34 protein-coding genes are annotated in these 26,745 nt (G+C 60.0%); 31 read left to right on the forward strand and 3 right to left on the reverse strand.

Annotated features, from left to right (window positions below):
• Positions 1-22 precede the first annotated feature (22 nt).
• From LRL22_RS15510 to LRL22_RS15535, 6 genes are all read left to right on the forward strand, one after another.
• Entirely contained in the window at positions 23-472 is a 450-nt protein-coding gene (locus tag LRL22_RS15510; RefSeq protein ID WP_270905789.1) for a hypothetical protein, read from the forward strand.
• Positions 469-957 (forward strand): hypothetical protein, encoded by a 489-nt coding sequence (locus tag LRL22_RS15515; protein WP_270905790.1) that lies wholly within the window; start codon positions 469-471, stop codon positions 955-957. Before LRL22_RS15510 ends, LRL22_RS15515 begins: the two co-directional genes overlap by 4 nt.
• A 394-nt stretch (positions 958-1,351) precedes the next feature.
• Positions 1,352-3,991 (forward strand): replication endonuclease, encoded by a 2,640-nt coding sequence (locus LRL22_RS15520; RefSeq protein WP_270905791.1) that lies wholly within the window; start codon positions 1,352-1,354, stop codon positions 3,989-3,991.
• 22 nt (positions 3,992-4,013) lie between these two features.
• Complete coding sequence (locus LRL22_RS15525) at positions 4,014-4,235, forward strand: ANR family transcriptional regulator (protein ID WP_270905792.1); 222 nt, start codon at positions 4,014-4,016, stop codon at positions 4,233-4,235.
• A 148-nt stretch (positions 4,236-4,383) separates the two neighbouring features.
• Positions 4,384-4,566: a type II toxin-antitoxin system HicA family toxin gene (locus LRL22_RS15530; RefSeq protein ID WP_120416393.1), complete on the forward strand. Its 183-nt coding sequence runs from the start codon at positions 4,384-4,386 to the stop codon at positions 4,564-4,566.
• A gap of 32 nt (positions 4,567-4,598) precedes the next feature.
• Entirely contained in the window at positions 4,599-5,036 is a 438-nt protein-coding gene (locus LRL22_RS15535; RefSeq protein ID WP_270905793.1) for a type II toxin-antitoxin system HicB family antitoxin, read from the forward strand.
• A 29-nt stretch (positions 5,037-5,065) separates the two neighbouring features.
• Here LRL22_RS15535 and LRL22_RS15540 read toward each other — a convergent pair whose 3' ends face one another.
• From LRL22_RS15540 to LRL22_RS15550, 3 genes are all read right to left on the reverse strand, one after another.
• Complete coding sequence (locus tag LRL22_RS15540) at positions 5,066-5,320, reverse strand: ogr/Delta-like zinc finger family protein (protein ID WP_270905794.1); 255 nt, start codon at positions 5,318-5,320, stop codon at positions 5,066-5,068.
• A gap of 61 nt (positions 5,321-5,381) precedes the next feature.
• Positions 5,382-6,218: a phage portal protein gene (locus LRL22_RS15545; RefSeq protein ID WP_425292799.1), complete on the reverse strand. Its 837-nt coding sequence runs from the start codon at positions 6,216-6,218 to the stop codon at positions 5,382-5,384.
• Positions 6,109-8,241 carry a terminase large subunit domain-containing protein gene (locus LRL22_RS15550; RefSeq protein ID WP_425292800.1) on the reverse strand — a complete coding sequence of 711 codons (2,133 nt, stop codon included), beginning with the start codon at positions 8,239-8,241 and terminating at the stop codon, positions 6,109-6,111. The genes LRL22_RS15545 and LRL22_RS15550 overlap by 110 nt, the downstream gene beginning before the upstream one ends.
• Before the next feature lie 34 nt (positions 8,242-8,275).
• Between LRL22_RS15550 and LRL22_RS15555 the strand changes: the two genes are divergently transcribed.
• The 25 genes from LRL22_RS15555 to LRL22_RS15665 all read left to right on the forward strand — a co-directional run bounded on the left by LRL22_RS15555 (position 8,276) and on the right by LRL22_RS15665 (position 26,736).
• Positions 8,276-9,349, forward strand: a complete 1,074-nt coding sequence (locus LRL22_RS15555; protein ID WP_336296654.1) for a GPO family capsid scaffolding protein — start codon at positions 8,276-8,278, stop codon at positions 9,347-9,349.
• Positions 9,350-9,359: 10 nt separating this feature from the next.
• A complete protein-coding gene (locus tag LRL22_RS15560) occupies positions 9,360-10,448 on the forward strand; it encodes a phage major capsid protein, P2 family (RefSeq protein WP_270905796.1) in 1,089 nt (362 codons plus the stop codon).
• Positions 10,449-10,450: 2 nt separating this feature from the next.
• The gene (gene gpM, locus LRL22_RS15565) at positions 10,451-11,173 is read left to right on the forward strand and encodes a phage terminase small subunit (RefSeq protein ID WP_270905797.1); all 723 of its coding nucleotides are present in this window, start codon (positions 10,451-10,453) and stop codon (positions 11,171-11,173) included.
• Positions 11,174-11,277: 104 nt separating this feature from the next.
• Positions 11,278-11,739 (forward strand): head completion/stabilization protein, encoded by a 462-nt coding sequence (locus tag LRL22_RS15570; protein ID WP_270905798.1) that lies wholly within the window; start codon positions 11,278-11,280, stop codon positions 11,737-11,739.
• Positions 11,736-12,257 (forward strand): phage tail protein, encoded by a 522-nt coding sequence (locus LRL22_RS15575; protein ID WP_270905799.1) that lies wholly within the window; start codon positions 11,736-11,738, stop codon positions 12,255-12,257. The genes LRL22_RS15570 and LRL22_RS15575 overlap by 4 nt, the downstream gene beginning before the upstream one ends.
• Positions 12,258-12,270: 13 nt before the next feature.
• Positions 12,271-13,416, forward strand: a complete 1,146-nt coding sequence (locus LRL22_RS15580; RefSeq protein ID WP_270905800.1) for a DUF2586 domain-containing protein — start codon at positions 12,271-12,273, stop codon at positions 13,414-13,416.
• Between the two features lie 3 nt (positions 13,417-13,419).
• Positions 13,420-13,875: a phage protein gene (locus LRL22_RS15585; protein WP_270905801.1), complete on the forward strand. Its 456-nt coding sequence runs from the start codon at positions 13,420-13,422 to the stop codon at positions 13,873-13,875.
• Between the two features lie 3 nt (positions 13,876-13,878).
• Entirely contained in the window at positions 13,879-14,103 is a 225-nt protein-coding gene (locus tag LRL22_RS15590; RefSeq protein ID WP_270905802.1) for a TraR/DksA C4-type zinc finger protein, read from the forward strand.
• A 5-nt stretch (positions 14,104-14,108) separates the two neighbouring features.
• Positions 14,109-14,420: a phage holin, lambda family gene (locus LRL22_RS15595; RefSeq protein ID WP_270905803.1), complete on the forward strand. Its 312-nt coding sequence runs from the start codon at positions 14,109-14,111 to the stop codon at positions 14,418-14,420.
• Position 14,421: 1 nt separating this feature from the next.
• Positions 14,422-14,895 (forward strand): TIGR02594 family protein, encoded by a 474-nt coding sequence (locus LRL22_RS15600; RefSeq protein WP_270905804.1) that lies wholly within the window; start codon positions 14,422-14,424, stop codon positions 14,893-14,895.
• A gap of 59 nt (positions 14,896-14,954) precedes the next feature.
• Positions 14,955-15,323 (forward strand): hypothetical protein, encoded by a 369-nt coding sequence (locus LRL22_RS15605; RefSeq protein ID WP_270905805.1) that lies wholly within the window; start codon positions 14,955-14,957, stop codon positions 15,321-15,323.
• The gene (lysC, locus tag LRL22_RS20450; protein ID WP_425292797.1) at positions 15,271-15,450 is read left to right on the forward strand and encodes an Rz1-like lysis system protein LysC; all 180 of its coding nucleotides are present in this window, start codon (positions 15,271-15,273) and stop codon (positions 15,448-15,450) included. Before LRL22_RS15605 ends, lysC begins: the two co-directional genes overlap by 53 nt.
• Positions 15,447-15,713 carry a putative phage tail assembly chaperone gene (locus tag LRL22_RS15610; protein WP_270905806.1) on the forward strand — a complete coding sequence of 89 codons (267 nt, stop codon included), beginning with the start codon at positions 15,447-15,449 and terminating at the stop codon, positions 15,711-15,713. Before lysC ends, LRL22_RS15610 begins: the two co-directional genes overlap by 4 nt.
• Positions 15,714-15,757: 44 nt before the next feature.
• Complete coding sequence (locus LRL22_RS20455; RefSeq protein ID WP_425292801.1) at positions 15,758-15,898, forward strand: DUF6890 family protein; 141 nt, start codon at positions 15,758-15,760, stop codon at positions 15,896-15,898.
• Between the two features lie 27 nt (positions 15,899-15,925).
• A complete protein-coding gene (locus tag LRL22_RS15615; protein ID WP_270905807.1) occupies positions 15,926-17,959 on the forward strand; it encodes a phage tail tape measure protein in 2,034 nt (677 codons plus the stop codon).
• The gene (locus tag LRL22_RS15620; RefSeq protein WP_209297410.1) at positions 17,956-18,279 is read left to right on the forward strand and encodes a DUF2590 family protein; all 324 of its coding nucleotides are present in this window, start codon (positions 17,956-17,958) and stop codon (positions 18,277-18,279) included. Before LRL22_RS15615 ends, LRL22_RS15620 begins: the two co-directional genes overlap by 4 nt.
• On the forward strand, positions 18,276-19,463 hold the full coding sequence (locus LRL22_RS15625) for a baseplate J/gp47 family protein (protein ID WP_270905808.1): 1,188 nt from the start codon (positions 18,276-18,278) through the stop codon (positions 19,461-19,463). The genes LRL22_RS15620 and LRL22_RS15625 overlap by 4 nt, the downstream gene beginning before the upstream one ends.
• Positions 19,456-20,112 carry a phage tail protein gene (locus LRL22_RS15630; RefSeq protein ID WP_270905809.1) on the forward strand — a complete coding sequence of 219 codons (657 nt, stop codon included), beginning with the start codon at positions 19,456-19,458 and terminating at the stop codon, positions 20,110-20,112. Before LRL22_RS15625 ends, LRL22_RS15630 begins: the two co-directional genes overlap by 8 nt.
• Complete coding sequence (locus tag LRL22_RS15635) at positions 20,109-21,122, forward strand: glycine-rich domain-containing protein (RefSeq protein ID WP_270905810.1); 1,014 nt, start codon at positions 20,109-20,111, stop codon at positions 21,120-21,122. Before LRL22_RS15630 ends, LRL22_RS15635 begins: the two co-directional genes overlap by 4 nt.
• Before the next feature lie 8 nt (positions 21,123-21,130).
• Positions 21,131-21,640, forward strand: coding sequence for a hypothetical protein (locus LRL22_RS15640; protein ID WP_270905811.1), 510 nt, complete (start codon positions 21,131-21,133; stop codon positions 21,638-21,640).
• 15 nt (positions 21,641-21,655) lie between these two features.
• Positions 21,656-23,278 (forward strand): phage tail-collar fiber domain-containing protein, encoded by a 1,623-nt coding sequence (locus LRL22_RS15645; RefSeq protein WP_270905812.1) that lies wholly within the window; start codon positions 21,656-21,658, stop codon positions 23,276-23,278.
• The gene (locus tag LRL22_RS15650) at positions 23,278-23,703 is read left to right on the forward strand and encodes a tail fiber assembly protein (RefSeq protein ID WP_270905813.1); all 426 of its coding nucleotides are present in this window, start codon (positions 23,278-23,280) and stop codon (positions 23,701-23,703) included. Before LRL22_RS15645 ends, LRL22_RS15650 begins: the two co-directional genes overlap by 1 nt.
• A gap of 230 nt (positions 23,704-23,933) precedes the next feature.
• The gene (locus LRL22_RS15655; RefSeq protein WP_270905814.1) at positions 23,934-24,581 is read left to right on the forward strand and encodes a hypothetical protein; all 648 of its coding nucleotides are present in this window, start codon (positions 23,934-23,936) and stop codon (positions 24,579-24,581) included.
• Complete coding sequence (locus LRL22_RS15660) at positions 24,578-25,132, forward strand: baseplate complex protein (protein ID WP_270905815.1); 555 nt, start codon at positions 24,578-24,580, stop codon at positions 25,130-25,132. The genes LRL22_RS15655 and LRL22_RS15660 overlap by 4 nt, the downstream gene beginning before the upstream one ends.
• Positions 25,129-26,736, forward strand: a complete 1,608-nt coding sequence (locus LRL22_RS15665; protein ID WP_270905816.1) for a hypothetical protein — start codon at positions 25,129-25,131, stop codon at positions 26,734-26,736. The genes LRL22_RS15660 and LRL22_RS15665 overlap by 4 nt, the downstream gene beginning before the upstream one ends.
• The last annotated feature ends 9 nt before the right edge of the window (positions 26,737-26,745 follow it).

The raw sequence follows: 26,745 nt of genomic DNA on the forward strand, positions 1-26,745 counted from the left end.
AACCACTACGAGGAAACACTTGATGAGCGATGCAATCAAGATAGCCGCCCAAGCCCCCAAGCTGGTAGAGGGGATGCTGGCAGACATGTTCGCCGCCAACGCCGATGACAACCGGGTGTGCATGGGCAGCGTCCAGTCTGGCCCGCAACACATCCAGATCCAGCTGGTTGTTACCAGTCGCCCAGATGCGCTGCTCGATGATGACAGTGGTGACGATGACGAGTCGGGTACCACAGAGCCAGGCCAGCCGAGAAGCGGGCTGTGGCTGCATTGGCAAGAGTATCGGGCTAGCTGCATCAGCGCTTTCTCCGCCGCCTATGGGACTGTCGAAGCTAGGTACCTACACCTTGGCTCTATTCGTGCCATCTACTGGACTGCGTTGGGACAAAACGATGTCGCGCTGGCGGCTGAGATCCGGGAATGGTGGGAAGATTTCGCTCCCCTGCATGGCTTGGGCGAGGTGATCCAATGAGCAGTCTCTCATGCAATGACGTTGTTTATGGCCTGCTTAAGTGTGAACTGGTGCACCAGTGGTGCTTAGTTCGAGAAGACAGCATGCGCTCCCTTGAAGGAAGCGAGATGCAGGTCGCTGGATACATGGCTATGGGGGCCGTTCGCCATATCTACTGGATCGCACGGACCCTAAAGATGGATGGACTGGCTGCTGAGATAGGAGGGTGGTTTGCCGACAGGTGGCGGCTCGAGGTTGCTGAGCCACCCCGCAAGATTGACGGGTCACTGGAAAGTCACTGGATTGTTGCGAAAGAGGAATTCATCAAGGCAGCTTGCAATCCAGCCACCAAAAACGGCGACCCGGAAGAGTTGGTAGCGCTGGGCTCTGTTCGCGTCATTTATAAGCTGGCGCGCTGCTTTGGCAAGCCAGCGCTCACGCTCGAAATTGGTAATTGGTGGCATGCCACACATCCACACCATGGCTTGGGGAGGGCAATCCAGTGATCGCCACCCAACCAAACTACCCCGATTTTGCTGAACGTGAGGCACAGCTTGTCGCTGAAATTGCGGCTTGGAATGCGACGGCACAAATAGACCTGGCCGCACTGAACCAATGCCGCCAACAGCTGAGAGCTGCACTCGCAAGTTGCCATCGTCGGGACTACGCTTGCGTCCTTCTGAGGCAGCGCTGCAGCCTGTATCGACACCTTTACCGGGTCTCTGTTAGCAACGTCCGCAGCCCAGAGTTCCAGCTCGCCAACCTGCGTTGCGAAGAGCCCCTACCGTTCTGATGCACCTGCACCACCCCGCCTCGCTATTTGATGCAAAACCCGTCCAGCCCAGGCAGCCTTCTGCCTGGAAGCTGGCTGCATCTGTCAGAACCATGGCAAAGAGCATCATGAACACGCGCCGCGTGGCGCTGTGCTCTTTGGCTGATTCACGCCTGCCGCCGGCTCGCCGAGCGCCATCTGCGCTGGATCTCGATAGCCAGATTGCAGCCATCCGCTCCTACTTCGCCGGGATCCACGGGGCCTATGCCATGGACTGGGCGCTAGACTTGCTAGCTCGCCCCATTCCCCGAGCCAACGGTGGGCCAGGGGTGGAGTTGCCAAAAGACCTCTGTGCTGAGCTGTTCGTGGGCTATTGTCGCCGCCGCGCCCCTGACGTGCTCAAGGGGGTTGTCATCACCAAGGATGCCAACCGCTGGCTCTCGAGTCGCATCAATACTCTGCGCCAAGTACAGAACGTCATCCCAGAGCCCCTCGAGCAGCTGCGCACCAAGGAGAGCCGCGACCGCTTGGCCATCAACTACGTCGAGCGCGTTGTCCGGCTACGTGATGCTGCCACTGATTCAGGTAAACAGCAGGTACCACCGCTCCACCTGTGGAATATGTGCGGACAGCCAGTCGACGCATGGGGCATGCTGCCCCGCCTGCCAAAGTTCCGAACCCCCCAGGGGCGCGACGACTTTATTGCCTACCACCTGATCCGATGGCTTGACCCCAAGTGGTGGGAAAGACGCCTGCGCAAGATCTGGGATCAGTACAACGAACACTGCGCCATCCTGCTCGGCAAAGTGCGCAAGGGCGTCTCTGCCTACGTTTCCAGTCAGGGGCTGCAGGCCTTTGTCGAACGCCAGCGAATGGCAGCCGCCTGGCTCAAGGACATGGAAGCCTATAACGCCCAGGAAGATATCGTCATCAGCCTGGAGGAGGCTGTCCAAGCCTCCATCGCCAACCCCACAAACCGCCGCCACGAACTTGTGGTGCGCGCTCGGGGATTTTCTGACATAGCCGACGAAATGGGCTATGTGGGTATCTTCTTCACATGGACAGCACCGAGCCGCTTTCACCCATGGAAAACGGTTAAGGCTTCCCAGCCAGGCAAGGCCGACTCCACAGAAGAAAACCCCAAGTACGACGGTTCATCCCCCACCGATTCACAGCGCTACATCGCCAAGCTGTGGGAGCGCTGCCGATCGGCATTGGACCGCAACATATCCATGGCGCCAGGGTTGCCAGTACCCTGCAAGCCGCTTCGCTGCAGAAGTTTTCGCGCAATCCAGCCGCACATCGACGGCCCCGCTCGCTGGCACCTTGGCGGGGGCTGGGACACATTCCGGCAGCACCTCGCCAACACCCCGCGCCCCTATGATGACCCCATCAACTATTTCGGCTTTCGGGTAGTCGAGCCGCATCACGACGGTACGCCCCACTGGCACCTGTTGATCTGGGTCAAACCAGAGCACAAGCACCGCCTGATCGGCATCCTGCAGCGCTATGCCCTGAGCCATGACAAAGGCGATCTGGAGCGCAAGCGCCACCCAGAGAGCAAGTGCCCCTATAGCGACATCAACCCCCGTTTTAACTGGAAGGAGATGGACAAAGAGAAAGGCGGCGCAGTCGGCTACATCGTCAAGTACATCGCCAAAAACATCGACGGCCACCGCGTCGGCGACCAAGGTGATCTGGAAGCAGAGACAGCGGCAACAGAGGGAGCCCGCCGAGTAAGAGCCTGGGCCTCCCTCTGGGGCCTGCGCCAGTTCCAACCTTTGAAAGGCCCACCGGTCGGGATCTGGCGGGAGCTGCGCAAGTTACCGGGTCGCCTGCAGGAGGCCAAAGGGATCGTCGTGGCCCCCTTGGCCAGCCCCATCATGGAAGAGTGCCGGCGCTATGCCGATGCCGTGGACTGGAAGAACTTCACCCAGGCCATGGGCGGCCCCTGCTGCCGTCGTGATGAACGCCCTTTGAGTATCCACCGCACAGCCTTTGCCGAGCCAAATCAATACGGCGAGCCGACCACCAAGCTCGTGGGCGTGCGCGCCGCTGACGGCCACATCCAGCAGACACGCTCCGGGGAGTGGGAGCTGCGCAAATGCGGGTCACAGGCTGCCACTGGAGCCCAGGACGGCGGGTTTTGGTGTGTGGGCGAGCGCAGCGAGTTAAAGGGTTTCGAGCGAAGCGAGCATCTTTCCCCCCTTGGAGCTCTGGCAACAACTGTACGGGACGATCTCGGAGGATCTAAGAAGGATCCATTTAGCGGGATGAATCTATTCCATTTGGGGCTAAACGGGGAGGACGTGGCAATGATCCAGCGTGGCCTGATTGTGAAAGCCGGAGACAGGTTCATATGCATTCGAAATGGTGACTTGAAGGTGTCAGAAAAGCACCCATACGCATCACCGGATGAGCCGAGCGCATTCCATTTGGAGATGGAAGCCAGGCGGCGAGAGGAACGCCGCAGTGCTGCGCTCGATGAAGTGCGCGGGCTACTGCTCGAATCAGGAGACCCGCGAGCATGGCTGGCATCGATGACGGCCGCCGGCACCGATGACTCGCTGACGCTGCTTGATGCCCTGGGGGATGGGGATGCCGAGGTGGCTCGCCTCCAGCTTGAGCGGCTGCGTGACCGGGCAGGGCCTGCCGAGGAGCCACTGCATGCAGCGGGAGCAAAAGCCCGTCTGCAGGCTATGAAAGAGAGCAACGAACGCCACAAAGAAGAGATCGCCGCCGCACGCAAGCGTCGGGGCTTTGAGTAACAACAACCAGGAAGTAAATGACATGACTGATGAAGCCAGCACCAACGAAGTGATGATGAAGGGCTCTCGAGCTCGTAGCCGCTACATGCCTATCGCAACAAAAGCGGCCAAGCTGGAAGCCGAGGGAGCCCTAGATGCCGCGGGGAAGTTGTGGGGGCATGCTGCTGCAGAGGCTATCAAGGAGGTGAATAGGGAGTGGGCGATGGCGCGTCAGAAGCACTGTGGATATGCGTTGAAAAAATGAGCCGCCTGGCGCGTGGTGACTAGCGTAGTCTGTCACCGCGCTCCAGGTGGCCGGCAAGCGAAGCGCGGCAGGAATTTCCCTGCAGATATGAGAAAAAATTGATTCGTGTGTATTGGTGTGTATAATCAATTCCAGATTAGGAGGAACGATGAAATCAGCTGACCTAATCAAGGAATTGACCGCCGCCGGCTGTGAGTTGAAAAGGCAGGGTAAGGGAAGTCACCAGATATGGTTTTCTCCCCTCACTGGGAAAACATTCCCAGTGCCACACCCGAAAGGCAATCTGCCGGTTGGTACGGTCAAGTCCATCAAAAAAGCGGCGGGGATATAACCCCGCCGCACCTTGATTTGAGGAGGAGCATTATGCTGTTTTCAGTCGGGGTCGAACTGCCGGCCCAAGACAATGAAGCGTTTGGCTTGGTTGTGCCTGCGCTCTGCTCTGCTGGCTTTGGCTGCTTCAGTGCTGCCGATTCAGAGAAAGAGATCCCTTCCATGGTCACCGAGGCGATAACCATGGTGCTGGAGGAGTGGCGTGATCAGGGGCACTCTCTTGATGCCATCAACGATCTTGGTGTCATGCGCTATCGCGCCGATCCGGAGTATGCGTTTTGCGGTGCCTGGTTGATGCTGGACGTTGATGTGTCTGCCTTTGAGGGGCGGCCAAAACGGATCAATGTCAGCCTGCCGGATACTCTGATCCAGCACATCGATAACCGAGTCAGCGCCTCGCATGGGCAGTATCGGGATCGAAGCCACTTTTTGGCTGTGTCGGCTCGCCATGAACTGCAGTCGAGCAGATAAGCGAAGGGCCGCATTGATGCGGCCCTTCTTCATTGCCCGAGCTGCAGCTCTTGTTGCAGCGTCTTGCGCCCCTCGGGGCCAAGTGACTTAATCAGGCTTAACGCAAGCTGTGTGGTCGTGCGAGCTGACGGGCTCAATGTGTGTTTGAAGGAATGTTGCATCACCCAGGTGTGACCACATTCCGGGTCATTGCACTGGCAATATGAGTCACTGGTGTCCGCGCTGAAGCGCTGCGTTTTGGTGATCTTCCCCTTTCCGCCGCACTCTCTACAAAATACCCGCATACGTCCCCCGCAGTGCCCAATCATCTACTGATTATACATCCACCTGTGTCGGTATACAGTATTACGCCGCCGTGCCATGTTCCCTGTCAAACGAGACCCATAACCGCTTGGGGAGTCCAGACCCGTTTATGGTGTCCTCGATGAGCTCGCACATCGGGATAGTCTCATTGCGTGCATAGGTCCGGTCATACTGCTCAGGATTACCCAATCCGCCACTGCCGAGCCCGGGGATGATGCCAGCCAGAGCTGCCGGAAACCGGTGAGCGGTCAGCACGTCCTGCGCCGTGATGGACTTGATGGCCGAAAACTCATCCTTTGTTGCAATGTCGCCCACGGGGATGAGTTTGATCCCGTCAGGCTTGCCGTTCGGGATGTTCACAAACATTGACTTGAAGTTCCCCACGCCTTTGGAGCTGGCGATCATCTCCTTCATCTCCTCTTCCTGTTCATCGTCCATATTCGGGTCGGTGGCGTAGAAGATGAACCCCATGTGCGCGCCGTTCAGGAAGTATTTGCGCCGAAACATCGTCGCGTCATTGTTCAGGAGTGCAGACTGCAGACCGCCAAGGTAGTCAGGCTGGCCGTAGATCTGCTGCACTGGGTCGTACTGCGCCAGCCAGATGATGTCCTCTTCGCGATAGTGCAGGTGATTGCCATCGCGCTGCAGTAGCAAGAACCCGCCCCCCTTCTTACGCCGCAGGTAGAGACCGGAGAGTGGGTAAAGTCCCACTACTTGCCCGAAGCCATTGCGCAGCTTGAGCAACGCCGCATCTCCGAACTGCAGGAAGTTATGCGTGAAGGCGGTGATCACCTCCCGAGGTACGCCAGGGCTGCTGATAAAGCGCCCGGAGATCATATTGCGCCGAGCCATCAGAATGGCGCCATGATGTGCATTGATGCGGGCGACCTTGGCCAGCCCGTGCCTGTCGATAGGCGGCATGTAGTACTCGCCCCACGGGCTGTAGAACACGTCGGTGTAGTCTGTCATCCAAGCCGTGGGGTCTATCTGCTCCGGGACGGAGAAAGTAATAGCCTTGTTGCTGGCGGCCACTGCAGGGGTGGTATCTGGCTGTGTCTGTGCGCTGCGCTGCGAGCGATGTTTGCGACTCATGTTTTCCTCGTTTGCTGGTCACCCAGGTAGATTTGCGCCGGCGCGATGTGTCGAGCGGCTCGTTATCGATAGCGTGCGCGATGGCAAAGAACACATCGGCGTGGCCTGTCTCGCTGCTACGCGATGCCCGGAAGGTCATCTGGCCCTGTCCGGTGGTGCTGCGCTTGATGCTCATGAAGGCAAGCGGGATCTCTATGTCCTCCTGATCCCACTCGATGCGGTCAGACTCGACAACGTCGACCATCTTCAGCACCAGCCGCGCCTTGCTCTCGACGCTGTAGTTGATGGGAGTGATCGTGGATTTGAACACCGGCTGCAGCAGGTCATAGACCCCACTCCCCACGCCGGACACGTCGACCCCCAGGTAAGTGACGCGAAATTTCTTGGCGATCTTCTCGATCTCGTCCGCCTGGTAGCGAAAGTTCATCCCCCGCCAAAAGTGCTTCTCCAGCACCCGGAATTTCTCACCCGGGAACAACGGCGGGGCGACCACAACCAGCGTTGCATTATCCCGGGTACGGCTGGGGTCATAGCCCAGCCACACCTCGCGCTTGCCGAATGGCTCGCGCAGCTCCTTGCTGTAGTCATTCCATTTGCTTGCATCAATGCTGGCACGCTCCATGTGCTGGAACTTGAACACGGCCCCCTCTTCATCCACGAACTTGCACATGTAGAGGTGGTCGAACGTCTCGATAGAGGTTTCCTCTCGCAGCTCCTCGAGGTTGATGAGATCGAACCCCTGCGCCACTGCATCCTCAATCGTGATGATGTAGCGCCATACTCGGTCTGGGCAGACCCGCCCGCCATCCCGCAGCTCTTCATCGGTTGGGAACTCCATGGCCAGGCGCTTGGTGTCCTTGCCCTTCCAGTCATCGCCGTTCCACAGTCGATAGCCGCCGTGGGCCTTGCTCGATGGGGTGGAAAAGAAGGTTTTGCGCCAGTGCGCCTGCGACCCCATACCGGTGGCCACATCGGTGACCGCCTTGAAGTTCTTGATCCAGAAGTATTCGTCGGCGTAGAAGTTGCCGGTGTAGCCCTGGGCGGAGTTGGCACTGGTTGAGCAAAACACCAAGGTCGCGCCGTTGGAGAGCACCATCGGGTTGCCGCTGAGCTCAACACCCAGGAACGTGCGGGCCAACTTGATGATGTAGAGCCGGAAGATCTCGGACTGGGCCCGAGTGGCGGAGAGGAATATCTGGTTGCCACCTGTGAGCACGGCATCCTCGAGCGCTTCACCGGCGAAATAGTAGGTCATGCCGACTTGGCGGCTTTTGAGAATATTGCGAGTACGCGGGATATCGGGGTTGTTCTTGGCATCCCGTACGTAAAGCTGATGGGGGTAGAGCGAGGCAAGCCACCCCTCGAAGTCCTCGGGGCCCAGGTCATCGACCCAGTTCTTGGTCTTCTTGCCGCCCTTCTTGCGCTTGCCGCCCTCTGGCCGCTCACGTCCACAGGGTGCGCCATCGTCTGTCTCTGCCGCACCTTCGCGACGCTTGGCCTTGAGGGCCAGCTCGCGCTCCGCCAGTTTGACCGCCTGCTCCTTGAGCTTGACGTGATGACCTATCAGCCTGTCCATCTCGGCAAGGTCGGCGTGATTCTTTTTGCTCTTGCTGGCCAGCGCCTGATAGCGACGGGTGATCGCATCTTCCAGCGCCTCGTCACTGAGGAGCTCCGTCCAGCCATACTTTTCCGCCCACAGGTACACCACCCGGACGCTGCCAAGACCCAATTCATCCTTGATCTCTTGCGCGCTCCAGCGCTGCAAGTACAACCGCCGCGCGGCTTGTCTTATCTCGTCTGTGTATGCCACCGGGGCCCCCAGTTTCGTATCTGGGGCCATGATAGTGAGCAGCGATGCCGCCACCCGCCCATCTCATTCGGATGAATTCGGATATCGCGAATATCCGAATTCATCCGAAAGCCTCACCGTGCCGCCCTCTTCCCTTCCCGATAATCTGGCGCCAATTCGATACAAGGGGGCCGCCGTGCCAACACCGACTGACTCATCACTGCGCACAGGCTGGGTGGCCGTCGCCACTCAAGGCGAGTCCATTGATGGCCGCGAGATCTCGGCCGACTGGATAAACGACATGGTCGAGACCTACGACCCCGAGTTCTATTGCGCCCAGATCTGGCCCAAGCACATGAAGTGGGGCGACAGCATGGGACACGTGCAGGAACTCAAGGCCGATACGGTCAAAGGCAAACTCACGCTGTTTGCTGTGCTCTGCCCGACCCGGGATCTGATCTACCAGAACCAGCGTGGTCAGATGAAGTTTTGCTCCATCGAACCCCTGCCGAACTTTACAGGCACAGGTAAAACCTACCTGTTCGGCATCGGCGTCACAGATGTGCCAGCCAGTACCGGCACCACCATGCTCAAGTTCTCCGCCAAGCACGACAAGCCCATCATCGGCCAAAGCATGCCGCTGGATCTTGGTGGCTTTTCACTGCCATCGACCATGCCAGCCGCGCCAGAGGCGAACGACCGCGTAGGCCTTTTGCACAAAATGTTCAATTACCTGGCCGGCCATGGCTCCACGCCACCCGAGGCGGCCATTGCACCAGAGGATGAAACCGAGATGACCAAAGAACAGATGGACCAACTGGCGGGGTTGTTTACCTCGCTTGGCGCCAAGATTGAAACCTTCAGCGCCAAAGTGGACGCCATGGGAAAGCCAGCAGAAGCGCCCTCCGCCGATCCGGTTGTTGCCGATCCCGCACCGGTGACCGCACCGGTAGTTGCTCCCGTGTCTGCCATCACTGCTGAGCAGTTCAGCGCGATGGAGCAGACCATCAAGAGCTTTGGCGATCAGGTCGCAGCCCTGAATGAAAAGATCGAATCCTTCTCGGTAGAACTGCCAAACCAGCGCCCCAACGGCCTGGGCGGTGACGACACCACTGTGACCATTTGCTAAGGAATCAACCGTGAGTCAATCCAAGACCCCCCAGGCAGAAAAATGCCTGGCACACTTCTCCGCTGAGCTGGCCAAGGCCTACGGGGTACCTGTTAACGCCCTGGCCCATCAGTTTTCGGTGTCAGAGCCCATGGAAACGGTGCTGCGTGCAGCCATTCTGGAGTCGACCAGTTTCCTTGGCCTTATCACCTGCCAGGACGTTGATCAGCTGACTGGTCAGGTAGTGCAAGTGGGCGCCAGCGCTCTGCATACCGGCCGCAAGACCGAAGGGCGTTTTCGCCGCAAGGTCGGGGTGGGCGGTCACAAGTACAGCCTGACCGAAACCGACTCCTGCGTCCGTCTGGACTGGAGCACCCTGTGCTCTTGGGCCAATGCCGGCAGCCCGGGGCAATTTGCAAAACTGGTCGCTGACTTCACCAACCAGACCTTTGCGCTCGACATGCTGCGAGTCGGTTTCAACGGTACCCACATTGCAGACGAGTCTGACCCTGAAACGTTCCCGCTCGGCGAAGACGTGAATATCGGTTGGCAACAGCTTGCTCGCGAATGGAATGACGGTTCACAGGTGGTGAGCGCAGCCGAGGGAGACAAGATCTATTTCGACCCCGACGGACAGGGGGATTACAAGACCCTGGATCAGATGGTCTCCGACCTCATCAACTCCACCATCAACCCGCTCTATCGCACCGACCCGCGCTTGGTCGTGCTCATCGGTACCGACCTGGTCGCAGCAGCTCAAGCCAAGCTCTACGGCGAAGCCACCAAGCCCTCCGAGCAGATTGCGGCCCAACAGTTGGCCAAGTCCATCGCAGGGCGCCAGGCCTACATTCCGCCCTACTTCCCGGCCAACGGATTGTGGGTCACCACCCTGGCCAACTTGCACATCTACACCCAGCGCAATACCCGCAAGCGCAAGGCCGCCGACAACGACGAGACCAAGGGCTTTGAGAATCAGTACTGGCGCCAGGAAGGCTATGCCATCGGCGTCTATGAAGCATTCGGCAGCTTTGAAGAAGCTGACGTGGTGATTGGTCCTCGTCCGGGCGGTCCGAAGGCCGTCAACGAGAGCGCGCCAGACACCGACTCCGTGGTCGCCTAAAGATGAGCTCGCCGGGGATCCGTCACAAACAGCGGGCGCTGGCACGCCAGGGGGCGGCCCAGGCGGCCGCCACTGGGCAAGCCACTGGCTTGGTGGCTAACAGCTTGCACCTGCAGCTGATTGCGCTGGAAGAGGACATGAAGCGCCTCAAGGCGCTGGTGCGGATGAGCGACAAGGTGGCGATGAAGCGGGATGAATTGTTCCCAAAATATCGCCCCTACGTGGACAAGTACCTGGAGCTGGCGGCACTCGGCACTGTGTATCAGAACGAGTTGTTTCAGCGCCTCATTGTCTGGGCGTTTGATATAGACGATCTGGAAACAGGCATCACCTGGGCGCTGCTTGCCATTGAGCAAAACCAGCGTACCCCGAGCAACATCAAGCGCGACTGGGCCCATTTCACCGCCGACACCGTGCTCAAGTGGGCAGAGGAGCAGGCGGCGCTGGGTCACGGCGTAGAGCCCTGGTTCTCCCGGGTGTTCGACAAAGTGAAGGGTGACTGGCGCCTCAACGAGCAAGCCACTGCCAAGTGGTACCGGCTCGCCGGTCACCTGCTACTGCGTGACAAGGACGGTAAACCGCGCCCCAGCGCACTGGCTGACAGCGCCACTCTCGAGCAGGCCGACCACTGGCTGGCGCTGGCCGAGAAGACGCACAGCAAAATCGGCGTAAGTACCTTGCGCCACAAAATCGCGATGCGCTTGCGAGCGCTCAACCCGGAGTAACGACTCCCCCGCCACCGCGCCCCGGCGAAAGTGAGCCTGCAGCACACCGCTGTCATCAGCTCAGCTTCGTGGCCTCAGGGGCGCCCCATTTGATAGGGCTGCAGATGATTTCAGGTAAAGGCATCGGGTACAGCGCCAGCACCATCACCAACGATGGTTTTTGGCCGGATATTTCTGTCGGTGACTTTGAGCGAAGTGGCGCTTTGCCGGCAGACATGGATAGCACCGCCACCGGTGCCGCCCTGTTGGCTGCCATTGGTGAAATCAACCTGCAGCTCGATGAATACCGGCAGATGCAAGAGGCCGAGGGTTACACCTCATCACGAGAGGTGCCAGGCCCGCGCATGGTCCACGGCGACAACGCCCTGACCGCCAACTACATCGCCGCCGTGCATGCCCGCGCCAAAGCGTCGCTCTTACCGGAGTTCGCCACCGTCACCGAGCGAGATGCTCGTAAAGACCTGGCAGAACGATCTGTCCCGCTTCGTGACCAGCTCCTGGCCACCAGTCAGCAACTGGTGAGAGTCATCAAGGGCAAACGCCGCATAGGGGTCGCACTGCTATGAGCGAGACCGCCGCTGAGCTACGCCCACAGGGGTATTTTTTGGCAGCGCTGCACGCCGAGCTTGTGCGCGTCCTGCCCGCCCGCTGCGCCCGTAACCTGGACAGCTGGATGGAGGGCGGCACCATTCGCCTTGAACCCAAGAACCTCGGGCCCACAGGGCATGTGGTGGCCTGGCTCAACTACACCGCCGTGTTCTCGCTGGAAAACCTGCCATTTCGGGAGTGCCGCACCGAGACACTGATTGCGGTCGCCGCCTCCTGGGTGCAGGAGAGCGACGAGTACCGAGAGGATTTCTCGCTGCCAGAGCCGACCTACACGGTCGTGCCAAACGATGAGCACACGGCAGACCTCGAGATAGAGCTGCAGTTTTGCGAGCCGTTGCACATCGTGCCTGACCCCGAGGGTCCGATTAACTGGCAGGGCCAGCGCTGGAGCGTAGCCCCGTTCGATGTGTGGCTTGCCGAGCACATCACCATTCATGCCGGCGGCGGCTCACACTCCGCCCCTGAGCTTTCATAAGGAGAGTTGCGCCATGTGGCCACAAGTCAACGTCAATAACCTCAATCAGATGCAGGGGCCCACCAACGAGGTGGAGCGCCACTTGCTGTTTATCGGCCACGGAACCACCAATGCCGGCAAGCTGCTGTCAGTGAACACCCAGTCAGACCTGGATGCGTTGCTCGGTACCGGCAACAGCGAGCTCAAGGATAACGTGCTGGCGGCGCGCGATAACGCCGGCCAGAACTGGACAGCCGCGGTGCATGTGCTGGCTGCCGGTGAAGCCTCATGGCTGGAGGCAGCCCGTGCTGCCCAGCGAGCCCAGTCTTTTGAAGGTGTGGTGGTGCTGGGTCAAGAGTGGGACAAGGCGAGCATCAATGCCGCCCATGCGCTCAGTCAGGAACTGATCGCCAAGTGGGGGCGCTGGCAGTTCATGTTGCTCGCGGTGCCCGGCATCACCCCCAAGCCCGCCGCCAGATCAACCCCAGCCCCGACCCAGGATTGGTCGGAATACGAGGCTGCGCTTGCTGAGTTGCAAAAGGGCATCGCTGCGAGCTCCGTCAGTCTGGTGCCCCAGCTCTGGCCAAACCTTGTCGGCGCTTATGCTGGCCGCCTGTGTAATCGCGCAGTGAGCGTGGCGGACAGTCCTTGCCGAGTGAAGACTGGCGCCCTGGTAGGCCTTGGGCTTGCACCGGTCGATAAGGACGGCGTACCGCTGCCACTGGCAACCCTGCAGGCGCTCGAGAAGAACCGCTACTCGGTACCGATGTGGTACCCCGACTATGACGGTATCTACTGGGCCGATGGTCGCACGCTGGATGTCGAGGGCGGTGACTACCAGGTGATCGAGAACCTGCGCGTGGCCTACAAAGTCGCTCGCCGACTACGGATCCGGGGTATTGCCCGCATCGGTGATCGCTCCCTCAATTCCACGCCCGGCAGCACCGCGGCCGCCAAGACCTTTTTTGGCAAGGACCTGCGTGCTATGGCCAAGTCCACAGTGATTAATGGCCAGCCGTTCCCGGGCGACATCGCCTCCCCCAAGGACGACGACATCACGATCACCTGGCAAGACAAAAACCACGTGGCCATCTACGTGGTGGTGCGCACAGTCGACTGCCCGAAAGGGATCGCCATCAACATCATGCTCGATTTGAGCCTCAACAACGGGGAGGGCTAAGCCATGACCAAGCGATTTTCGGGGATGAACTTCGATATCACCCTGCTGGAAACCATGGTGCACGTAGAAAAAGCATCGCTGTCTATCACTGACAACTCAGCGGTGGCCACCACCCGTGGCGTACCAGATGGCTTTGTCGATGGCGAAGCATCCGCAGAGCTGGAGTTCGAGCTCGATACCAAGAACTTCAAGTTACTCGGCAGCGCGGCCAGAGCAGCGGGCAGTTATCGCGGCCTGCCACCGGAAGACGTGCTGTTCTACGCCAACACGGGCGCAGAGGAGCTCAAGATTGAAGCCTTTGGCGTCAAGCTCTGCGTGGCCGACCTGCTCGATGTCGATCCCAAGGGCGGCGCCAAAGCAGTGCACAAGGTGAAAGGCTTCGTCACCTCGCCGGACTTCGTTCACATCGACGGCGTGCCCTACCTGTCTGCCGACGATACGCGCCACCTCATCGGCTAAGCCATGGATGACATCGACCGCGCCACGGCGCACGCGGCCCGCATGCTCGATGCCCAGCTTGCACATCAACTGGGCAAGAGCCGGGGACAGGGTGAGAGCGCATACATCTGCGATGAATGCGACAGCCCCATCCCAGAGGCGCGCCGCCAGGCTATCCAGGGCGTTCGTCTGTGCGCCCCCTGCAAGGGGCGCCAGGAGCGCGCCGGCCATATCAAGAAAAAGGGTTGACTGCTATGCCGAACAAAGACGCCACGCTCTGGGCTATCGCCCTCGCGTGGTTAATGGAGAACTGGCCTGCTGTGTATGGTGCGCTGCTGGCGCTGGCCATCTCATTTTTACGCATCACCTACGGTGGTGGCTCGGGTCGCCGCCGGCTCATCGAGGCGCTGTTGTGTGGCCTCATCACCCTGGCTGTGTCCACGGGTATCCACCTCATCGGCATCCCGCTGGAAGCCACGCCACTGCTTGGCGGCATGATTGGCCTGCTGGGTATCGACATCATCCGTGAGCACGCGACAAAGCTGCTCGGCAAGAAGGAGATCTGACATGCGTTGGATTGACGAGGCCCGCAAATTCTTGGGGCTCAGAGAGATAAAGGGCTCGCAACATGCCCAGGCCATTCTGGATATGTGGAAAGCCATCAAGCGGGGCGGCATCAAAGATGACGAAACGCCCTGGTGCGCGGCCTTTGTGGGGGCTTGCCTGGAACGGGTTGGCATCCAGTCTACCCGCTTCGAGAGTGCCAAAAGCTATCTGGATTGGGGCACAAAGCTGAATGCTCCCGTGCTGGGTTGCGTAGTGGTGTTCACTCGCACAGGCGGTGGCCATGTGGGCTTTGTAGTCGGCAAATCCCCGACTGGCAACCTGCTGGTGCTGGGTGGCAACCAAGACGATGCCGTGAACGTGAGAGAGTTCCCTCTCAGCAGAAATCCAAGTTATCGCTGGCCGCTCAATGAGCCGCTGCCAGTGAGTGATCTGCCTGTTGGCACTCCGGCACAGCTGTCGATGGGTGAAGCATGAAGCGCGACCTTCTCATCCTGGCTGCTCTCACCGTATTGCTGGGGTTGTTCCTGGGCGGCATGAAGCACATTAGCCGCCTGACCACCGCGCTCGCCACCGCCAACAGCGCCATCGATTTGCTTGAGAAGGTCAACGCACACCAGGCCGCCGCCTTCGAAACATTGAGCAAAGAGGAGCAAGGGCTGCGCAAGCTGCTGGCACGCCAGCAAGCCGACCTTGCCGAACTCGACCAACAACACAGGACGACCGCCAATGAACTGCAACACGCTCTGGCGACGCCCCCGGTGGGTCGCCCGGATTGCGCTCGCGAGCCTCTGCCTGGTAGCGCTCTGCGCCTGCTCCAGCCCGCCGCCGCGCACCGTGGTGACCACTCAGGTGATCAAGCGCCTGCCGCCGGCGGCGCTGGTGCCGCACTGCCCGGAACCTGATTTTTTAGGCACTACCTGGGGCGAGGCCGTGAGCTTTGTCCCGACACTGCAGACGGCGCTGCGCCGCTGCCAAACCCAACTCAACACCCTGAACCAGTGGATCAACCAAGAGGAAGCCACACCATGAGCAAAATCACCCCGATCACCCTGACCATTGCCGGTACCGACATCACCTTTCACCCGACCATGACGGCTTACAACAGCTACATCAACGGGCTCTCGATGACCGACAAGATCGCCCCGTCCCACCAGTACCTCAAGCGCATTATCAGCCCCGAGAGCAAAGAGGCGCTGGAAGCGCTGCTGGCACGCCCGGGCGCAGCGCTCCAGATCGCCGCCAAGGTTAACGAGCTGTACGCCCCGGATCTGGACATCGAAGTAAAAAACTGACCGCGCGCGCCGAGGCTATCGAGCAAAACCAGCTGGAGCAGGCACTGACGCTTCGCCGTCATTACTTGCCTGGTGAGGATGATGAACTCGATAGCCTGGCTCGCGCCCTCTGGCTGGACAAGTACTTTGCCGAGCGCGCCGCCAACAGCGTCGCGCACGGCATCGGCACTGCATTTAACGGGTAACCCATGGCCTCTGCGACCGAACAACTGATGATGCGAATTAGCCTGATAGACGCCGCGACCCGGCCTCTGCAGGGCATCAAAAAAGAGCTGGGCCAGGTGAAGCAGGTGGCAGGGGCAGGGTTTGCCCAGCTCGCCGGCGGCGGCGCGGCCATCGCCGCCGGTGCCATGGCTATCAAGGCAGCGCTCGGGCCCGCCATCGAGATGGACCGGGCGCTTGGAGAAGTGGCCTCTCTCGATGTCTCGCAGACAGGTCTGCAGCTTCTGGGAGAAGAGGCGCTGCGCTTTAGCGTGGAGTATGGCAAGTCCGCCACTGAGTTCGTGCGCGCCTCCTACGATATCCAGTCCGCCATCGGCGGGCTATCCGAACAAGAGCTCCCCGCCTTTACCCGCGCATCTGCCGTACTGGCAGCGGCCACTAAGGCCGACACGGGCACCATCACCAGTTACATGGGCACCATGTACGGCATTTTTGAGCAGCAGGCTGCTGTGATGGGCAAAGCCGAGTGGGTCGAGGCCGTCGCCGGCAAAACAGCAACCGCGGTGCAGATGTTCAAGACTACCGGCCAGGGTATGGCAGATGCATTCCAGGGCGTGCAGTCCACGGCCACCTCGCTCGGTATCTCGATGGACGAGCAGTTCGCGGTACTGGGTACCCTGCAAGCCACCATGGGCGGTGCCGTTGCGGGTACCGCCTACAAATCATTTTTATCTGCGATCCCCAAAGCGGGCAAAGAGCTTGGATTGGGCTTCTATGACGCGGCTGGCGCGATGCTGCCGATGGTCGATGTACTGGATCAAATCAAGGGCAAGTTCGGCGATGTGCTGGACGGTAGCGACATTGCCGCCCTGCAGAAAGCATTTGGCGAAACGGCAACGCCGGTCATCTTGAACCTGCTCAGCAAAACCGATGCGCTGGGTCAGAGTATCGATGCCCTGGGACAGGCCCGTGGCATGGACAAGGCGACACTGATGGCGGCCGCCATGACGGACCAATACGAGCGAGTAGAGGCGGCATGGTTCGCCATTCGCGCCGCCCTGTTCAGTGCTGTGCTGCCGTCCATCAACAAGGTGGTCGGGGTGTTTGCCGATGGCGCGGGCGTCGTCCTGCGCTGGACCAGAATTTTCCCCAATATCACAAAACTGGTGGCTTATACCGCACTGGCCATCGCAGGCCTTGGCATAGTTACTGGCACATGGCTGGTACTTGCAGGCGTGGCAAAGCTCGCCACCCTGGCGTGGGCGCTGACATTTGGCAAAGTCACCTTGGCCACAGGTCTGCTTACAGGTGCGCTTAAGTGGTTACGCACCACCATGCTTGCGGTCAATATGGCCTTTGCGCTCAACCCGGTGGCGTGGATTGTCGGTGGTCTGATCGCTCTGGTCGCTGCCGTAGTGCTGGCCATCGCCTATTGGGATGAGCTATGCGCCGCCTTCGCGATCATCACCAGCTTTGAGCTCATCACCGAGTTTTTAAGTGGCATCGCAGACACACTGGGGCCCATGGCGGCCCAGTCGCTGGCCCCACTGATCGAGTGCTTCACGATCATCGCGGGGTTGCTATGGGAGGGGGTGACATGGCTTGGCGGCCTGGTCGCGGGGCTGTTCAAAACCACCTCGGCCATTGACGGCGTAGCCGACAGCGGGCGTACCTTGGGGACCGTTCTGGGGCACGCCTTTGACTTGCTGCTCACTCCTTGGCGGATGCTCATCAAGCTCATCAAAACCGCGCTGGACTTGGCAAACCTCATCCCGGGTATTGATATCGATACCAGTGGGCTGGATATCAACGTCCTGCCGGCGTTTATGCAACCAGATACACCGGCCCTGGCTGCGCCAGCTCAAGTGGTCAACTCACCACTGGCCAGCTACCGCCAGCAAGGGGCAAGCGCGCCCCCGGTCGGTGGGCTCGGCCAGCAGCTCATCCAGAAGAATGCGTCGGTCACGGCAGCTCGCCAGCCGCCAGCGAAAACCCTCAGCACCGGTGATGTCCACATGTATGTGCAAAACCCGCTCACCCCCGAGCAGCTCTCAAACAACGTCTGGATGGAGCAACGCGGATGAGCGAAAAAAAATACATCGATATCCTCGTCATAGAGGGGGCGTGGCAGCTCGATGCCGGCGGCCAGCCACGCTACACGCAGGACCGCCACAGCGTGGGGCAGGATATCAAGCATCGCATTATGGAGTCCGGGCTCGCCCGCAAGCTCATCGGTGAGCGCAGCCCGACTCTGCGAGCGGATGTGATGACCGAGATTGAGCTGCTGGTTGAAAACGACGTACGTCTGGTACCGGGCACCATCCTCATTCGTGAGGAGGCCCCTGACCGGGTATTGGTAACCGCCCGCACTTACGAATTCGGACACTTGGAGGTCACGCTGTGAAAGCTCGCCCCACTATCGATTTTATGGCCCTGCTCACGCAGTCCGGGATCCCGACCACCGAGCAGGCGGTCGAAGCTGAGCTCAAGCAAGAGGTCATCGCCGCCGGCTCCCTCATCACCAATGACTCGGACGTCAGCCCGTTCTGGCGACTGGTCCGCGGCGTGGTGATTAAGCCGGCACTTTGGCTGCTCAAAACCCTGCTCGCCGGCCACGTGCTGCCGAGTGCCTTCGCGGCCACGGCATCCGGTACTTATCTCGAGCTCAAGGCGTGGGATGTGGATCTCACTCGCAAGCCCGCTCAGAAGACCGTCGGCATCATCCGCTTTGTCAAAGCGAACCCCGCCGACACAGTGACCATTCCTGCCGACATCTGGGTCACCACAGAGCGTATCAACGGCGTCATCTATCGCATGAAGCCACGCCAGGCCGTGGTCAGCCCAGCTGGTGAAGCAGTGGCGCGGGTCATCTGCGAGGCAGAGGCCCCCGGGGTGGCGTGGGATTTGGCCCCGGGTTACTACAACCTACTGAGTGAACCGGTTGCCGGGATCCTCTCTGCCCGCAATGAGGGCCATGACTGGATTGTCACCCCGGGCGCAGATGAGGAGAGCAACGACGCCCTGGGCCTGCGCATTCAGAACCAGTTCTCGGCGGTGGGTCGTTATCACATAGATGCCATCTATCGCTCGATGCTGGCCAGTGTGGCGGGCATTCGTGCCGACCATATCTTTTTCAGGCACGAAGCCCCCCGGGGGCCAGGTACAGCCAACGCCTACATCCTGCTGGAAGTGGGCAGCACGCCGGCGGCGCTCGTCGATCGCCTGAACAGCTATGTGATGACCGAGGGCAATCATGGTCATGGCGATGATGTGCTGGTGATGGCGCTCCCGGAGACCCAGCACACCCTGGACCTGACGGTGTGGCCGGTTGCCAACCTCACCGAGGAGCAGTTGGCCGCCCTCAAGCAGGGGATCCGCGATCTGGTGCGAGCCGCCTTTCGCCAGTCTGCTGCCTTCCCGGACGTGACTCGCACCTGGCCGCGCACCCGCTTCTCGCTCTCGCAGCTGGGCCGCGAGCTGCACCGCCAGTTCCCCGAGATCCACAGCCTGGACTTTGCCCAGACCGACATTGTGGCAGGGCTCAATATTCCACGGCTCACGGCGCTGGAGGTGACATTCGGTGAGTGACCCAATCCACACTCAACATGATGAACATGCTCCCATGCTACCGGGCAACACTGCGCCTTGGTGGGAAGATGGCACCACCATCAGCCGCACTCTGGCCGAGCCCGCTTTTTTGGTGAGGGGGATCATGGCGTTCTGGGCCAAGGTGCGCCGCTGGTTGCTGTTGCCACTGGATCAGGACCCACTGACCTGCGCCCAGCCGGTGCTCTCGCTGATCGCTTGGGAGAGAGGCATGGTGCGTGTCGCCGGCGAGCCGCTCGAGCTCTTTCGCAAGCGGGTCAAGTTCGCCTTCGTCAACGCGCAAGACTCCGGAGAAGTGGCGGGGTTCAAGCGCATTTTTGAACGCCTGGGGCTCGGTGCATGTGAGTTACACGAGCGCCAGCCAGACATTCCCTGGGATGTCATCATCGTCGAGATGGATGACAACGACTTTACTCGCAACCAACTGCTCATCGAGAGCCTGATCCAGCACTACGGGCGCACCTGCAGGCGGTACCGGTTCAAATCGACCTACGAGGTCAAAACCCAGGTCGGCGCACCGGGAGCCATTGAGCTGGCGCACCAGGTCGGGACAGCCTTTTTTTACATCGAAAACGACTGGGCGGAGCAGGTGTTGAGCGCCTGTTCGCTCGGGTTTACGGAGGAGACATGAACAAACTGGATGGCGACCTCGCGGTCGAGCGCCTGAACGCTGCGGTCGGATCGTTTTTGGACATCATGACCAAGCCTGAAGGCGAGATGGTGCCGGTTCCAGGGCGAGAGGCCCAACCCAGCTTGGCTGAACGCGTAAAACGAAACCTCAAGCCAAGTACTGATGAGGCACAGCAGTATGCACAGAAAGCAGAAGAGGCAGCCAGAGAGGCCAGAGAAGCGGCAGACAATGTAGGTAGTTCGGTCAAAGTGGACGTATTTAAGGTGTCTGGGACATGGAGGAAACCATCTGGTGCAAAGCTTGTTCACATTCAGCTGTGTGGTGGTGGTGCCGGTGGCCAAGCTGGCTTTGTCGGAGTTCAGCCTGAGAATGTCAACGCAGGCGATGGCGGAGGGGGCGGAGCAACCACAGATATACTCGTCCTTGCAAGTCACCTTACTGACGCAATGTCAGTTGAGATAGGCGCTGGAGGCGCAGGCGGGAAAGCCAGCGCGGGACCAGGTAGCAAAGGGGCAAACGGTCGAGAAACAAAATTTGGAAACGTCTCGGGCAGAGTGAATTTTTCAGCTGCTGGCGCTACGGCTAGAACGGGGGGGTATGGACCTCACTCAGGAGGTGCTGGCGGAGTAAGTGGCGCCAATGGCAATGCCAGTGAAGGGGCCAGTGGCGGTGGCGGTGGCGGTCCTATCTCCAACCAAACGTCGCGCTATGGTGGTGGAAGTAGGGGGTCAATTTTAATGGCACCAGCAGGCCAAATTATTTCGGGCACTGCGGGGGGAGCTAATGGTGGCGCTGGCATGGATACCGGGACAAGTCCGCTCTACTCGCAAGTTTTCCCGGGAATTGGTGGCGGCGGTGGAGGCTCATCAATTAACAGCGATGGGGGACGCGGCGGGCACGGTGCTAATGGTGGCGGTGGCGGTGGCGGTGGCGCAGCCTGGTCGCCTCACCTGCCTGGTGATGGTGGGGATGGCGGGAATGGTTACGCCATCATTACAACATTCTTGTGAGGCAATACATGCGCTTTTTTTTAGAAGACCAAAATATGGTGCTATGGGCTGATGACGATGGATGTTGTGGCATTGTCACCAAGGAAGACAGCTCATGGAGTGAATATCAAGAATACCTGAATGCAGGCCACCTGCCAGAGCCTTATCCGGTTCAGACTATTGATGCAGATACCGCCATGGCTATGGTGGAACGAGAATTCGAGCGTGCTTGCACTCCTCTTCGCGGAACATCTACCCAAGCAGAAATCGACAGCTGGCCCCAGCAAGCTGCAGAGGCCAGGGCCTATCTGGCAGACGATCGAGCCAACACTCCGCTCATCGACGGCATAGCGCTGCCTTGGGAAGACAAAGAAGCACTTTGCCGTGATGTGATCGCCAAAAACGACAGATACGCCGCAGCAATGGGAGACATCCTGATGTGGCGCCGTATCGCCATCGCTGCCGTCGAGGCAATGTTTGAGCGTGGTCCTCGCAGCGGGTTTAGCGTCCAGTACCCGGACGTGCCAAGCGCGACATAACAGGAGGCACAAGAGATGGGACAAGCAATCACCAACGCATTCATCACATATCTACGTGACTGCAAAGCAAGCCAAGAACCAGTCGTGCTCGATGAGGTTGTGCTGGCCAATATTCCAAACCTCGATCCAGATGCGCCAATCGACCAAAACAGTGGTCTGCCTGCCGCAAGCCGGATCGTGCACAGACAACCGGTAGACCAGCGCGGGCGCATTAATGCCGATGCAGTCACCTACAGTATCGTGATGGATACCACGATCGGCGACTTTGACTTCAACGCGATGTACCTCATCAACAGTGCTCTCGGCATCGTAGGCATGATCGTGCACAAGGGCACTGAGCGCAAAGTCAGCAGTAATATCGATACCGGCAAGACCGGAAACTCGATCGTCAAGTCCATGGTGATGAGCTATCGCGGCGCGGCCAGCGCCACCGTGACCACGGTTGATGCCAGTACCTGGCAAATCGACTACGCAGCCCGTTTACGTGGCATGGACGATGACATGCGGCTCGATGCGCTGCGGGCCTTTGGAGCCGCATCGTTCTTGGGAGATAGCTTCAAGCTGGTCAATGACGGGGGCACCTTCAACATTTTGCCAGGTGTGGCTCACGTGGGTGGTTTGCGGGTTAAGCTCGATGAAGCCAAACCAATCTACCCACAAACACCATGGTTTGACGTGTGGCTGGATGTTCACCGAGCCGGATCACCGCTAGATGCCTGGGTGAACTACGCCTCCATCAGGGTCAGGCAGTCTGTGCTGCTCGATTATGTGGACAGTCACGGTTATCAGCACTACGTAACCAGGATTGGCCATGTTGATGAGGCTGGCGCCATCACAGACCGGCGCACTCAGCGTAAGTTGCGCCTAACCGGTGATGTACAAGGCACCGCCACGCTTGATGTAGAGGGCGATATCATCGTCACGCTGCAAGTGGCGGACGACAGCCATGAGCACACCATCGCTACCATCAGGGGGCTGCAGCCAGCGCTGGATAGTAAAGCGCAGGTGGGTCATACCCACTCACCGAATGAAAGCGGGGCAGCACCTGCTGTGCACGGGCACGCTGTCGCGGATATCTGGGGGCTGCAGGCAGACCTCGATAGCAAATCTAACGTGGGGCACACCCACACCCCAAGTGAAAGCGGTGCAGCACCGACTGTGCACGGGCACGCCATGGCGGATGTCGCAGGCCTGCAGACCGCGCTCAGTGGCAAATCAAACATTGGCCATACCCACTCCCCGAGCGAAAGCGGAGCCGCGCCTGCCGTGCACGGCCACAGCGTGGGTGACATCTGGGGGCTGCAGGAAGATCTAAACGGCAAAGCTGATGTAAGTCACGCGCACTCTCCAGGGAGCATCGGTGCAGCACCAGCAGAACACTCTCATACCGCAGCCCGAGGGAACGCAGATGTTGTCGCTGGGGGCTCAGGACAAATAGGTACATACGGATTTTTCTACACCCAAGCATTGGGCGCCTATGGTCCGGGACAAACCGTGCCGGGCAGCAGTCTGCGCTGGTCTTCAACTGATATGCACGAATCAGATATGGGGGGAGGTAGTCCTGCTGGCACTTGGAAGTTGATGGGGTATTACCCTGGAGGCGCTTGGACCAAATCACTCTGGATAAGGATCGCTTGATGAACATCATCACTGCAAAGAATGTCATGACCCGAACAAACCAGCCTGATAGCTTGGACATGGAAGTGCTATTTAGCCATCAGCCAGACAGGTTCATCCCCTTCACAGCTAAAAGGGATGATTCGGCCGCACACGGGCGAGAGCTATATATGCGCGCAATGTTCGGCGAGTTTGGTGAAATCAGCACGAAAGAAAAGAACGAGAGCCAACAAAACGAAGCCGAGAAGAGGTACAAGCTCGAACAGCTGATTACTGATGCGACAGTGCGTATCGCCCCATTGCAAGATGCCAAAGAGCTGGGGTTGGCTACACCGGAGGAGCTGACCAGGCTGGAAGCGCTTCAGCGTTACCGGATTGCCCTGATGCGCCTCCCTGAGTCTGAAGGATGGCCCACGGCTGTCACTTGGCCGGAACTCCCGCAATGAGCTGGTCACAACGCCCAATCATGTGGCCTGCCTGTGCAGCAGAGTTGCATAGTCAAACTCGGCGTGAGCTGGCTGCGTTGCCTCAAGAGCAGCTTTCGGCGCTCGACAGATTGCAAGGCGTGGCTGGGCGCGCCCAGTATCGACAAGGGCAACAAAGCGCGGCATCGGCCGCGCTTTCCTCACTACGCGCGAGCCTCGATAAACTGCTGGTCGCGGGTCAGTGCCTGACTGTGACCCCTTATCAACACGGTGTAGGCCAACTGCAGGGGGATCTGCATAGCCTTGCAGCCCCCAATGCAGTCGCGACCCTGGCGGCTAAGCTGCAGGATGGTGCAGATCCCCGTCGCCCATCCGGTCCGCTTCACGCTGTCGCGTGGCTCGTCACGGGGAACAGCGCCGAGGCGCTCGCTAAGGCACTGGCGCCGCTATGCATCATCCTCCCCCTCCCTGAGTGGTGCGCGGCCCTGCGCCGCCTGACAGCCAGCAACGACTTGATGGGTCAGCCTACTGCAGCCACAGTGCCACGCTGGAGGGCCAGCGAGCCCCTGATGTGGGATCCGTTACGCAGTTGCCGATCACTCCTGGGGGCCGAAATCGCCCAGTTGGAAAGCCAAGCCAGTGCTAAGCGTTCTCCCATCGACAAACTGCAGGCACTGGCAGCCCGTCGCAGCGCCCGTCTCGAAGAGCTCAGCGCCGCAGTCGACGCACTATCTCAAGTGAGCGGTCAGATATGGTGCTGGCACGGCCACGGGGATCCGGCCAGCCTGGCAGCGCAGTTGCACGATAGCGCGCCTCCTGATCACAGTCACAGCATGACGGTCGCCGCACTCATCCTCTCGCCCTCTCCGATCATCTTCTGGCAGGAAATGACCCCATGACCCAATCCGCCATGCTCACCCTGGACGGTGAGCCCATCGCCATGAAATCCATGCGCATTTCCCTATCCATGCAGTTCAAAGACGAAGACCAGTCCGGCCAGACCAGCGCCACTGGCAGCGCCGAGCAGGGCACAAAGGCCAAGGAGCTCAGCGTCTCGGGCCTGGTGCCATTCAAGGAGGAGGATACGCTCAGCCGTCTGTTTGAGATGGCCGATACCAAGGGAGATGGCGGCCAGCGTCACATCTACCGTGTCGGCTCACTCTTGGCCAAGAGCGTCAAGGTACGCCAAGCGACGTTTTCAGGCTCTATCAGTGCCACAGAACAAGAGGGGCTACTGGCGTGGCAGGTGCAGTTCACGCTGCGTGAATACAACTCGGTACCGGAGAAGCGGGAAGCCAGGTTGCCCAAAAATGCGGCCAGCGTTGCCGGCGGCACCCCGGGCACGACAGAGGCCAAGCCCGGGGAGGGCGAAGCGGGAGATGAGGAGCTGAGCCGGTTTGAGCGTCTGGTAAAACGCGCGGATAGCGCCATCGGGGGGATCCTGTCATGAAATTGACGACCAGGGCCAACATCGGTGGTCAAGATGTCCATATCGTCAATCACGACATCATGCTGGACCTCAATGCCGGCGGCCGTGCCATCGTGACCATCAACGGACAGGTGCAAAAAGGGCAGTTGCTCACCCTGGACGTGGGCTACAACAATGACATGCGCCGATTTTTTGATGGCTACGTGTTCGACGTGCAGCCAGCACCTGGTAACGCGCAGCAGGTGCTGTGCCGCGAGCGCGCCGGGGTGCTCGCCGCCCGCTTCCCTGTGAGCAAACAGCACGCCACGCTGCGCGCTCTGCTGGCCTGGCTCACCGAGCAGACCGGCCTCGTCTTTATGCTGCCAAAGGCGGATTACGTCGATAAGCCGATCCCCAACTTCACCAGCTCGGGTTCGGGGTATCAACTGCTCGACAATGCAGGGCGGGCGTTCGGTATCCCCGACTTCGTGTGGTACCAGGAGCCCTCTGGCCACATCTTCGTCGGCAGTCATGCAGACAGCCAGTGGCACGGTCGGTACATGCCGCTTGATCCGGCCTGGTCAGGCCGCCAAGCAGGCAACCTGCTGGTTCTGCCAGTGCTGCCGGCCATGCGCCCGGGGATGAGCATCAACGGCAAGCGGGTGACCCGCGTGCGCGTCAAGGGTGACGAAATGACCCTGACAATGGTCACCCCGGGAAAAGTGGTGAAGTCGCCGGCGCGCGCCAACATCGAGAGCGAGTTCCCGGAGCTGGCCGACGGCATGCACCTGCCAAAGTTTGGCAGAGTTGAGGCCATCAGCGACAGTGCCGCAGCAGGCCAGCTCAATGACCCATATCGCCCGCGCTATGCCGTGGATGTGCAGTTGCTGGGCGAGGATGGCGAACCGGACACGCTCACCCCGCTCTATCGCGCCGTGCCGATGCCGGTAGCATTTGGCGGGCCGGAGCACGGCTTGCTGCAGTATCCCATCGAGGGAACCATCGTTGAGCTCGGCTTTGCCTTTGGCCGTGCCGATCGGCCATTTATCCGCACAATCCTGGGCACCGGCTGGCCGCTGCCAGATATTGCCCCGGGCGAGCAGCTCCAGCAGCAGCGGGAAGAGGTGTTCAGCCGCACAGACACGGTGGGCAACCAGGTGCGTCACACTGACCGCGCTCAAGACGACAGGGCGCTGCAGATGTACCACCAGGCAGATGAATACCTGGGCGCGTTCGGTCAGCACCACATCACCACGCTACAGCACAGTATCGAAGAGGTCGGGGCGATGAAGCGCATCGAGGCCCTCGGCGCCATCGAGCTGCTCGCCGGCGATGACATGGTGATGGGCTGCCTGGGTGATATGAGTCAGACAGCTGCAGGCAACTTGACCGAGGTGGTCGGACAGATGCGCCGAGCCGTCGCCGGCGAACTGCAGCACCTGGAGGCGCCCCGTTCGTGGGTGGGAACGGACAGCATCAACACTCTGCGCCTGATGCTGGAGCTGATGGGCGTGGTAGAGCAGTTGGCCACCCTGACCGCCAGCCACCGCCACGGTGGGCCACCACCGGATAACACTCAGGCTATCGCCGCCCAGGGCGCAGCAGCTGGACAGCTATCTAGCCAGCTCTCCCCCATCATCGAGTAAGGAGCGAAC

The organism is Aeromonas sp. PI_26 (genome assembly GCF_027854445.1).
In the GTDB taxonomy this organism is placed as follows: domain Bacteria; phylum Pseudomonadota; class Gammaproteobacteria; order Enterobacterales; family Aeromonadaceae; genus Aeromonas; species Aeromonas veronii.

What these genes read in the sequence shown, in the direction of transcription:
- LRL22_RS15585 (WP_270905801.1), top strand. Translation starts at nt 13,420, where the DNA reads ATGACCAAGCGATTTTCGGGGATGAACTTCGATATCACCCTGCTGGAA.
- LRL22_RS15605 (WP_270905805.1), top strand. Translation starts at nt 14,955, where the DNA reads ATGAAGCACATTAGCCGCCTGACCACCGCGCTCGCCACCGCCAACAGC.
- LRL22_RS15520 (WP_270905791.1), top strand. Translation starts at nt 1,352, where the DNA reads ATGAACACGCGCCGCGTGGCGCTGTGCTCTTTGGCTGATTCACGCCTG.
- LRL22_RS15610 (WP_270905806.1), top strand. Translation starts at nt 15,447, where the DNA reads ATGAGCAAAATCACCCCGATCACCCTGACCATTGCCGGTACCGACATC.
- gpM (WP_270905797.1), top strand. Translation starts at nt 10,451, where the DNA reads ATGAGCTCGCCGGGGATCCGTCACAAACAGCGGGCGCTGGCACGCCAG.
- LRL22_RS15590 (WP_270905802.1), top strand. Translation starts at nt 13,879, where the DNA reads ATGGATGACATCGACCGCGCCACGGCGCACGCGGCCCGCATGCTCGAT.
- LRL22_RS15600 (WP_270905804.1), top strand. Translation starts at nt 14,422, where the DNA reads ATGCGTTGGATTGACGAGGCCCGCAAATTCTTGGGGCTCAGAGAGATA.
- LRL22_RS15660 (WP_270905815.1), top strand. Translation starts at nt 24,578, where the DNA reads ATGACCCAATCCGCCATGCTCACCCTGGACGGTGAGCCCATCGCCATG.
- LRL22_RS15570 (WP_270905798.1), top strand. Translation starts at nt 11,278, where the DNA reads ATGATTTCAGGTAAAGGCATCGGGTACAGCGCCAGCACCATCACCAAC.
- LRL22_RS15645 (WP_270905812.1), top strand. Translation starts at nt 21,656, where the DNA reads ATGGGACAAGCAATCACCAACGCATTCATCACATATCTACGTGACTGC.
- LRL22_RS15510 (WP_270905789.1), top strand. Translation starts at nt 23, where the DNA reads ATGAGCGATGCAATCAAGATAGCCGCCCAAGCCCCCAAGCTGGTAGAG.
- LRL22_RS15530 (WP_120416393.1), top strand. Translation starts at nt 4,384, where the DNA reads ATGAAATCAGCTGACCTAATCAAGGAATTGACCGCCGCCGGCTGTGAG.
- LRL22_RS15525 (WP_270905792.1), top strand. Translation starts at nt 4,014, where the DNA reads ATGACTGATGAAGCCAGCACCAACGAAGTGATGATGAAGGGCTCTCGA.
- LRL22_RS15540 (WP_270905794.1), bottom strand. Translation starts at nt 5,320, where the DNA reads ATGCGGGTATTTTGTAGAGAGTGCGGCGGAAAGGGGAAGATCACCAAA.
- LRL22_RS15575 (WP_270905799.1), top strand. Translation starts at nt 11,736, where the DNA reads ATGAGCGAGACCGCCGCTGAGCTACGCCCACAGGGGTATTTTTTGGCA.
- LRL22_RS15620 (WP_209297410.1), top strand. Translation starts at nt 17,956, where the DNA reads ATGAGCGAAAAAAAATACATCGATATCCTCGTCATAGAGGGGGCGTGG.
- LRL22_RS15615 (WP_270905807.1), top strand. Translation starts at nt 15,926, where the DNA reads ATGATGCGAATTAGCCTGATAGACGCCGCGACCCGGCCTCTGCAGGGC.
- LRL22_RS15665 (WP_270905816.1), top strand. Translation starts at nt 25,129, where the DNA reads ATGAAATTGACGACCAGGGCCAACATCGGTGGTCAAGATGTCCATATC.
- LRL22_RS15595 (WP_270905803.1), top strand. Translation starts at nt 14,109, where the DNA reads ATGCCGAACAAAGACGCCACGCTCTGGGCTATCGCCCTCGCGTGGTTA.
- LRL22_RS15580 (WP_270905800.1), top strand. Translation starts at nt 12,271, where the DNA reads ATGTGGCCACAAGTCAACGTCAATAACCTCAATCAGATGCAGGGGCCC.
- LRL22_RS15515 (WP_270905790.1), top strand. Translation starts at nt 469, where the DNA reads ATGAGCAGTCTCTCATGCAATGACGTTGTTTATGGCCTGCTTAAGTGT.
- LRL22_RS15640 (WP_270905811.1), top strand. Translation starts at nt 21,131, where the DNA reads ATGCGCTTTTTTTTAGAAGACCAAAATATGGTGCTATGGGCTGATGAC.
- LRL22_RS15635 (WP_270905810.1), top strand. Translation starts at nt 20,109, where the DNA reads ATGAACAAACTGGATGGCGACCTCGCGGTCGAGCGCCTGAACGCTGCG.
- LRL22_RS15535 (WP_270905793.1), top strand. Translation starts at nt 4,599, where the DNA reads ATGCTGTTTTCAGTCGGGGTCGAACTGCCGGCCCAAGACAATGAAGCG.
- LRL22_RS15650 (WP_270905813.1), top strand. Translation starts at nt 23,278, where the DNA reads ATGAACATCATCACTGCAAAGAATGTCATGACCCGAACAAACCAGCCT.